This window comes from Pseudomonas sp. 58 R 3, from assembly GCF_900006605.1.
Taxonomy (GTDB): Bacteria; Pseudomonadota; Gammaproteobacteria; order Pseudomonadales; family Pseudomonadaceae; genus Aquipseudomonas; species Aquipseudomonas salomonii.
In genome coordinates, this window is record NZ_CVTT01000022.1 from 33379 (window position 1) to 42133 (window position 8755).

Annotated in this window: 7 protein-coding genes and 2 riboswitches; of the genes, 4 read left to right on the forward strand and 3 right to left on the reverse strand. The window is 64.9% G+C overall.

Annotated features, from left to right (window positions below; translation table 11 throughout):
* Nucleotides 1-65: 65 nt before the first annotated feature.
* Genes BFP92_RS02055 through BFP92_RS02065 form a run of 3 tightly spaced genes read right to left on the reverse strand, consistent with a single transcriptional unit; the run spans nucleotide 66 to nucleotide 1356 of the window.
* Nucleotides 66-458: a cobalamin biosynthesis protein gene (locus BFP92_RS02055; RefSeq protein ID WP_065911423.1), complete on the reverse strand. Its 393-nt coding sequence runs from the start codon at nucleotides 456-458 to the stop codon at nucleotides 66-68.
* Nucleotides 455-1156, reverse strand: coding sequence for a CbtA family protein (locus BFP92_RS02060; RefSeq protein WP_065911425.1), 702 nt, complete (start codon nucleotides 1154-1156; stop codon nucleotides 455-457). The genes BFP92_RS02055 and BFP92_RS02060 overlap by 4 nt, the downstream gene beginning before the upstream one ends.
* Nucleotides 1157-1167: 11 nt before the next feature.
* Nucleotides 1168-1356, reverse strand: coding sequence for a CbtB domain-containing protein (locus BFP92_RS02065; protein WP_056859468.1), 189 nt, complete (start codon nucleotides 1354-1356; stop codon nucleotides 1168-1170).
* Nucleotides 1357-1452: 96 nt separating this feature from the next.
* Nucleotides 1453-1671: riboswitch (cobalamin riboswitch) on the reverse strand.
* A 42-nt stretch (nucleotides 1672-1713) separates the two neighbouring features.
* Nucleotides 1714-1914: riboswitch (cobalamin riboswitch) on the forward strand.
* A gap of 91 nt (nucleotides 1915-2005) precedes the next feature.
* On the opposite strand from BFP92_RS02065, the gene cobW reads away from it, so the two are divergent.
* From cobW to BFP92_RS02085, 4 genes are all read left to right on the forward strand, one after another.
* Entirely contained in the window at nucleotides 2006-3073 is a 1068-nt protein-coding gene (cobW, locus tag BFP92_RS02070) for a cobalamin biosynthesis protein CobW (RefSeq protein WP_065911427.1), read from the forward strand.
* Between the two features lie 3 nt (nucleotides 3074-3076).
* Nucleotides 3077-6838, forward strand: coding sequence for a cobaltochelatase subunit CobN (gene cobN, locus BFP92_RS02075; protein WP_065911429.1), 3762 nt, complete (start codon nucleotides 3077-3079; stop codon nucleotides 6836-6838).
* A 136-nt stretch (nucleotides 6839-6974) separates the two neighbouring features.
* Nucleotides 6975-7973, forward strand: coding sequence for a magnesium chelatase ATPase subunit I (locus BFP92_RS02080; protein WP_065911431.1), 999 nt, complete (start codon nucleotides 6975-6977; stop codon nucleotides 7971-7973).
* 53 nt (nucleotides 7974-8026) lie between these two features.
* On the forward strand, nucleotides 8027-8629 hold the full coding sequence (locus tag BFP92_RS02085) for a vWA domain-containing protein (RefSeq protein ID WP_065911441.1): 603 nt from the start codon (nucleotides 8027-8029) through the stop codon (nucleotides 8627-8629).
* The last annotated feature ends 126 nt before the right edge of the window (nucleotides 8630-8755 follow it).

Here is an 8755-nt window from a genome sequence, read left to right on the forward strand (position 1 = left end):
TCCTGTTGAAAAAAACGGGCGAGCATGAAAATTGCTCATGATCGAGGCGCGCAATTATCGGGATTTTAGTCGGCGCATGCCAATGCAAACGTCGCCTGGGCGGTTTTTTTGCGCGTGATCAACAGGCGAGCGGGGCGTTGAGACAGCTGTTCAGCCAGGGCCAGGGCCGCGCTTTCGGCGATGCCGTAGCAACCGGTATGCGCAAAAGCGACGGCTGACGTGTGGCTCAAGCGGTCTTGATAACCAGCCAATTGTTCTGCACTGAAACACCGCAAGGGCAGTTCCAGCAGCCGGGCCAGGGCCAGCAGGCCGGGTTCATCGTGTTTGTGATCAATGCTCGCCAACGCGGTGATGCGTTGGCGATCAATGCCGCCGTCGGCGAGGGCTGCGTCAAGCAGGCCCAGCAGGGTGTGAACATCACAGCCGCGCTGGCAACCCAGGCCGACCACCAGCGTCATGCCGAGTATTGGCCGTCGCGGTTGCGGCGAAACAGCCACGCGCTGATCCAGCCCAAGGCCAGCCAGAAGGCGACGTTGGTCAGTTGCGAGGCGATCTTGAACTGCGCTTCCAGGGCTTCGGGTGCCAGCATCGAATGCACTTGCGGTTGCGGCGCGCCGATCACGTGGGGCACGGCCAGGATCGCCACGCCCAGCACCTTGAGCAGCCAGCTACGACCAAACACCAGCAGTGCGATACCCGCAGCGGTAGAGGCCGCAGTGCCGATCCACCAGATCTGCCGTTGCGCCAGGTCGGCGGCAGCCGTGCCCGGCAACTCCGGCGGCAGCCCCAGGGTCGGCGCCAGTACAAACGTTGCGTAACCGGCCAAACCCCAGAGCAACCCTTGAGCTGTGCGGGTCGGCGCGCGCAAGGTGTAGAGACCGGCGAGCATCAGCGCGAAACCCACCGCTACCACCAGGTTGCCGCCGGTGGTCGACAGCACACGCTGCCAGCCATTTTCCGGCTCCCAGGCTTCGGCGTCGTGGGTGTGAGCTGCGGCCCCGGCGGCGTGTTCGTGCGCGACTTCGGCAACCGGGGCCTTTTCAAAGGTTTCCGCCTGCAAAATCAGCGGGGCGACCCAGAAACTTTGCAGCAGGGTCAGCAACAGGGCGGCCAGCAGGCCGGTGAAACCTGCGGTTTGAGCAATACGCTTGATCATGTCGGCAGGCCTCAGTGGCACGGGAACGCGGCGCTGTGGCGGGTATCGTGGGCGGCGTTGTGCACCGCTTCGATATGCGAGAAACCGGCGAAGTACACCAGGCATGCGCCGAGGATCGACGCGCCGATGGCGGCGCCCAGGCGTTGGCTCAAGGTGGCGGTGCTGCTGGCGGTGTGCGAAGTGCTGCTGATGATCGACATGGCGCGTCCCTTCAGGGTTTCAGGGTGGCGCAGGCGCATGAAAACCCCGCGAGGCAGGCACGCAGGGTTCTGAACAGCGCCCGCCCACCGCGGGTTTGTTATCTGATTTTTTCGGGCCGGTCTCCGGGCTTGCGAGGGGCGCTCTTGGGAAAAGAGCCGGGCCGTATCAAGCATCTCCTTCCCATGCACAGGCACAGTGGATTTGACGCTTCGCTCGCTTACCGTTGCGGGGGCAGCACCGGACTCGTCATCACGCTATGACTCACCGGTTTCCCGTTTCACCCTGTGAAGGGCACCCGAAACAAGATGTGTAGGAAAGCATGAGCGGGCGACGGTAGTCAAATGCCGCGAGCCCCTGTAGCCTTGCACCTTCGAGGTTCTTCGGCCCACGCCGAAGCTAAGAAGGGAACGCGGTCCAAGCCGCGGCTGCCCCCGCAACTGTGAAGGGTTCAGCTGACTGCCACGCCACTGCCATAACGGCGGGAAGGCGCAGCCGGCGCGGGTCACCCGACTCGCAAGCCCCAAGCCAGGAGACCTGCCTCGCAACTGAATTTCTACTTAACCGGGCGGGGTGATCCGGTGACGAAATCCGCTGCTGCGCGCCGTCGCAGGGCTTATCGTCCCGTATGCCCGCCCCAAAGGGCATCCGATGAAAACACTGGCCAAACTTCCCGTCACCATCGTTACCGGCTTCCTCGGCTCGGGTAAAACCACCTTGCTGCGCCATATGCTCGACAACGCCCAGGGCCGTCGCATCGCCGTGATCGTCAACGAGTTCGGCGAGCTGGGCATCGACGGTGAAATCCTCAAGCAGTGCTCAATCGGTTGCACCGAAGAAGAGGCCAACGGCCGCGTTTACGAACTGGCCAACGGCTGCCTGTGCTGCACCGTGCAGGAAGAGTTCTTCCCGGTGATGCGCGAGCTGGTGGCACGTCGCGGCGACCTCGACCATATCCTTATCGAAACTTCGGGCCTGGCCCTGCCAAAACCGCTGGTGCAAGCCTTCCAGTGGCCGGAAATCCGCAGCGCCTGCACGGTTGACGCAGTCATCACCGTGGTCGACAGCCCGGCCGTGGCCGCCGGCACCTTCGCCGCTTTCCCGGACCAGGTTGACGCCCAGCGCAAACTCGACCCGAACCTGGACCACGAATCGCCGCTGCACGAGCTGTTCGCCGACCAACTGGCCAGCGCCGACCTGGTGATCCTCAACAAATCCGACCTGATCAGCGCCGAAGACCTGGCCCGCGTGCGCCTGGAAGTCGCCGAGGAACTGCCGCCAGCCGTGAAAATCGTCGAAGCCAGCAGCGGTCGCCTGCCACTGGACGTGCTGATCGGCCTGGGCGCCGGTTCCGAAGAACACATCGACGGCCGCCACAGCCATCACGATCATCACCACGACGGTGAAGACGACCACGATCACGACCACGATGCGTTCGATTCCATCTCCATCGACCTGCCGCAGGCCGACGAAGCGCTGCTGCTCGACGCCCTGACCCAGTTGGTGGTGCAGCACGGCATCCTGCGCGTCAAAGGCTTTGCGGCGATCCCGAACAAGCCGATGCGCCTGTTGATCCAGGGTGTGGGCACGCGTTTCGACAAACATTTCGACCGTGCCTGGGGCGCCGACGAAGCGCGCATCACACGCCTGGTGCTGATCGGCCAGGCGCTGGACGCGGCGGGCCTCGAAGCGCAATTGCGCGCAGCGCTCAGCGTTTAACCCATGCACCTGCTCAGGACTCAGCCGGGTGGTTTCGTTTCGGACGACAATATTGCCGACTTGGGCCAAACCCCCGCCGAACTGGTGATCCTGTGCAGCGGTGATTCCAGCCTCGCACTGTTGGCCGAGGCCGGCCGGCAGTTGCCCGACGACTACCCCAGCTTTCGTCTGGCCAACCCCATGCAGGTGCAGAACCACGCCTCGGTCGACCTCTACGTCGACGAGGTGCTGCGCCACGCCAAGGTCATCCTGATTTCACTGCACGGCGGCATCGGTTACTGGCGCTACGGCATTGAGCGCCTGGTGGAGTTGGCGGAGCGCGGCGTGCAGCTGATTCTGGTGCCGGGCGATGATCGCCCCGACCCGGAACTCAGCGGCTTAAGCACCGTTGGCACGGCTGAACGCGATCGCCTCTGGCACTTCCTGCGCCAGGGCGGCTTGGGCAATGCGCTGGATTTTTATCGTTGCCTGGCCAGCAGCCACCTGGGCCGCGACTACGCCTGGGACGAGCCGCAAACCCTGGCGCGCACGGCGATTTATCACCCGCATAAACCCCACCCACGGCTGAACGACTGGCAGGCCGATTGGCACGCCGACTGGCCGGTGGCGGCGGTGTTGTTCTACCGCTCGCACCTGCAGGCGGCCAATACCAGTTTTATCGATGTTTTCTGCCAACGCTTGCAGGCGGCGGGTCTTAACCCGCTGCCGATAGCGGTGGCCAGTTTAAAAGAGCCCGGCTGCCTGACGGTGGTCGAGGACTGGCTGGATGAAGTGCAGGCGGCGGTAATCTTGAACACCACCGGCTTTGCCCAATCCAGCCCCGAGGCCCCGCACCTGCGGCCGTTTCGCCGCGATATCCCGGTGATCCAGGCGATTTGCGCCCAAGACAACCAGCCCGGCTGGGAGGCCAGTGAACAAGGCCTTGGCCCGCGTGACCTGGCCATGCACATTGCCTTGCCGGAGCTGGACGGGCGCATTATCAGCCGGCCCATCAGCTTTAAAGACTTGGCCTGGCGCAGCGAGCGCAGCCAATCCGACGTGGTGTGCTACCGCGCAGCGCCGGAGCGCATGGATTTTGTTGCCGAACTGGCGCGGCGCTGGGTTGAACTGGCGCGGGTACCGAATGCCGACAAACGCATCGCACTGATCCTGGCCAATTACCCGACCCGTGACGGCCGCATCGGCAATGGCGTCGGCCTGGACACCCCGGCGGCGGCACTGAATATCCTGCGGGCGCTGCAAGCCGAAGGTTACCCGGTGCCGAGTGAGTTGCCCGCCAGCGGCACCGCCTTGATCCAGGAACTGCTTGGCGGCGTCACCAACGACCTCGACAGCCTCGACCTGCGCCCGTGCCATCAAAGCCTGGGCCTGGACGACTACGAGGCGATGTTCCAGCGCTTGCCCGAAGCCAATCGCCAGGCGGTGCTGGAACGCTGGGGCGCGCCCCATAACGACCCGATGTGCCGCGACGGGCGCATGATGATCGCCGGCCTGCGCCTGGGCCTGACCTTTGTCGGCATTCAGCCGGCACGCGGTTATCAGGTGGACCACAGCGCGGTGTACCACGACCCCGACCTGGTGCCGCCCCACGGCTACCTGGCGTTCTACTTCTGGTTGCGCCACACCTACGGCGCCCATGGTGTGATCCATGTGGGCAAGCATGGCAACCTTGAGTGGCTGCCGGGCAAGGGTGTCGGGCTGTCGCAACAGTGCTGGCCGGACGCGCTGCTCGGGCCATTGCCGAATATCTACCCGTTTATCGTTAACGACCCAGGCGAGGGCGCTCAGGCCAAGCGCCGCACCCAGGCGGTGATCATCGACCACCTGATGCCGCCGCTGACCCGCGCCGAAACCTACGGCCCGCTGCGTAACCTGGAGCTGTTGGCAGACGAATATTACGAAGCGCAGCTGCTTGACCCACGCCGCGCCCTCGAGCTGCAAAAAGACATTCTCAAGCTGGTGCGCGAAACCCGTATCGACCAGGAACTTGAGCTGGATAAGGATGCCGACGCAGCGGTGTGGCTGCCGCGCCTGGACACCTACCTGTGTGACTTAAAGGAATCGCAGATCCGCGACGGCCTGCATATTTTTGGCGAGTCGCCCGAGGGCCGCCTGCGCATCGACACCTTGCTGGCCCTGCTGCGCATTCCCCGTGGCGATGGCCGTGGCCCGCAATCGAGCCTGCCGCGGGTGTTGGCCAAAGCCTTCGACCTGGGTTTCGACCCACTGGATTGCGCATTGGCCGAACCCTGGACCGGGCGCCGTCCCGAGGTATTGCAGAAGATCGACGCGCAGCTGTGGCGCACCGCCGGTGACACCCGTGAACGTCTGGAGCTGTATGCCGCGCGGCTGATCGAGCAGGCACTGGAAGGGCCGCTGGAACAGCTTGAAGAACCCGGCTGGGAGGACGTCAAGTCAGTCATCGAGAGCCTGCGCATTGTTGTCGCGCCGCGCCTGGACGCCTGCGGCCCCGCCGAAATGCGCGGCCTGCTGGATGCCCTCGGCGGTCGTTTTGTACCGGCTGGCCCCAGCGGTGCGCCAAGTCGCGGGCGCCTGGATGTGCTGCCCACCGGGCGTAATTTCTTCAGCGTGGATGTGCGCAACTTGCCCACCACCACGGCCTGGCGCATCGGTTTTCAATCCGCCAACCTGATCCTTGAGCGGCACTTGCAAGACCACGGCGACCATTTGCGCCAGCTCGGTCTCTCTGTCTGGGGCACTGCCACCATGCGCACCGGCGGCGACGATATCGCCCAGGCCATGGCGCTGATGGGCGTGCGCCCGGTATGGGCCACGGGCAGCCAGCGTGTGGATGACTTTGAAATCCTGCCGATCAGCCTGTTGGATCGCCCACGGGTCGATGTGACGCTGCGCGTGTCCGGGTTCTTCCGCGATGCGTTCGCCAACCTGATCCGCCTGTTCGATGCGGCGGTGCAGGCAGTGGCGGCGCTGGATGAACCGGACGATATGAACCCGCTGGCCGCCAAGGTGCGCAGTGAGCGTCAAGCGTTGCTCGAGTCGGGCCTGGACGACGCGGCGGCTGCGAAGCAGGCGGGCTGGCGCATCTTTGGCGCTAAGCCCGGTGCCTATGGCGCGGGCGTGCAGGGTGCGATTGACGGTCGCCTGTGGCAAAGCCGCGAAGACTTGGCCGAGGTCTACCTGAACTGGGGCGGCTACGCCTATGGCGGCTCCGACGAGGGAACCGCCGCCCGCGAACAATTCGCCCAGCGCCTGAGCCAGGTGCAGGCGGTATTGCAAAACCAGGACAACCGCGAACACGACCTGCTTGATTCCAACGATTACTACCAATTCCAGGGCGGCATGCTCGCCGCCGTGGAAACCCTGAGTGGCGATAAGGCCGCCAGCTACCATGGCGACCACAGCCAGCCGGACTTGCCGAAGATCCGCACCTTGAAGGAAGAGCTCAACCGGGTGATCCGCTCCCGTGCCGCCAACCCCAAGTGGATCGACGGCGTGAAACGCCACGGTTATAAAGGCGCATTCGAGATGGCGGCCACGGTGGACAACCTGTTCGCATTCGACGCCACCACTGCGCTGATCGACGATCACCAATACGCCTTGCTCGCCGACGCTTACCTGCTCGACGCCGACACCCGCGCCTTTGTACAGCAGCACAACCCGGCGGCACTGCGCGACATGACCGAGCGCATGCTCGAAGCCCAGCAGCGCGGCATGTGGCAGGAGCCGGGCGCGTATCGCGAGGCGTTGGAAAACCTGTTGCTGGACATAGAAGAAGACACCTGACCGATCTTTGACCGATCGTTCCCACGCTCCGCGTGGGAATGCAGCCAGTGACGCTCCGCGTCACAAAAGCGGACGCAGAGCGTCCATTGAAGCGTTCCCACGCGGGAGCGTGGGAACGATCCACTTAGAGTTGACTATGACCGATATCCCCCACTTCCCGCTGTCCGCCGTGGTCGGCGCCGATGAGCTGAAACTGGCGCTGTGCCTGACCGCCATCGACCCGAAAATCGGCGGCGTGCTGATCGAAGGCCCACGCGGCATGGCCAAATCCACACTGGCGCGTGGCCTTGCGGACCTGCTCGCCAGTGGCCAGTTCGTCACCCTGCCATTGGGCGCCACCGAAGAGCGTCTGGTCGGCACCCTGGACCTGGATGCCGCGCTGGGCGAGGGCCGTGCGCAATTTTCCCCAGGTGTACTGGCCAAGGCCGATGGCGGCGTGCTGTACGTCGATGAAGTCAACTTGCTTCCCGACCACCTGGTGGACCTGCTGTTGGATGTGGCCGCCAGCGGCACCAACCTGATCGAGCGCGACGGTATCTCCCATCGCCATTCGGCGCGTTTTGTGCTGATCGGCACCATGAACCCGGAGGAGGGCGAGTTGCGCCCGCAACTGCTCGACCGCTTCGGCTTCAATGTGGCGCTGAGCGGGCAGACCTTGCCCAGCGAGCGCGGGCAAATCATCCGGCGCCGCCTGGATTTCGACAGCGACCCGGCGGCGTTCTGCCGCCAATGGGCCGAACCGCAGGCGGCGCTGCGTGAGCGTTGCACCCAGGCGCGCCAGCGGCTCGACAGCATTGAGCTGGACGACCAGGCCCTGGCGCAGATCACCGAGCGGTGCTTTGCCGCCGGTGTCGATGGCTTGCGCGCCGACCTGGTCTGGTTGCGCGGCGCGCGTGCCCATGCCGCCTGGCGCGGCGCGGCTGCCATCGCCGAAGAAGATATCGAAGCGGTGGCCGAGTTCGCCTTGCGTCATCGCCGCCAACCGCAGTCAGCGTCGACAAGCCCGCCCGATCAGGGCCAGGCTGCAAAACCGTCTGACCCGTCGCCCGGCCAGGGCCAGTGGGGCGATATGCCCGCGCCCGCATTGCCCACGGGCGCCCGCCGGGAAGTACCCGCCTGGCCAAAAAAGCCCTAGGCATTCGCCCTCGACCTGACGCGGGGGCGGATGCCCGGCCCAAAGCAGGGCGACTGGAACACGGCAGGCACGGCAAGGCGCGCAGCGCCCAGCGTGGCGCGATCAATTGGCCGGGCACCTTGCTCGGCGGCCGGCCGCAGTGCCGTGAGGATCTGCTCTATCACCTGCGTAGCCGCACGCCTCATGAGCTGTGGCTGGTGATTGTCGATGCCTCGGCGTCCACCCGCCGCCATGGCGCGCTGAGCGACGCCAAAGGCCTGCTCGCCCAACTGTTTGATGACGCGTATCGACAGCGGGCGCGCATGGCGTTATTGACCGCCAGCGGGCACGCACCTGAATGGCAGGTGCAGGGGCTCAAGGCCGCCAAAGGCTTGACCGGCTGGTTGGCGCAGCTGGGCGCCGGTGGCGGCACGCCGTTGCTGGCGGCGTTGTCCGAAGCCGGCCAATGGCTGCAAACACGTCGCCAGCGTTACCCGGCCGAGCAGCAACGGCTGCTGGTGATCACCGATGGGCGGCTCAAGGCTATCGCCGGGTTGCCTGTGCTCGACTGCCCTGGATTGCTGGTGGATATCGAGCGCGGCCCGATCAGGCTCGGCCGCGCGAAGCAACTGGCGCTTGAGCTGCAACTGGACTATCGGCCTATCGATAGTTTGTAGGTTTAATAAAACCGAGCGCTGCCTGATTCCCGCTTGTCCCCGCTTCCCATGTCACCCCGCACCTGTCAAATCCCTTAATTTTCCAAGCCTGCCGGAAGCCACTCCAGGCCCCCGGCTGCGCCCGCG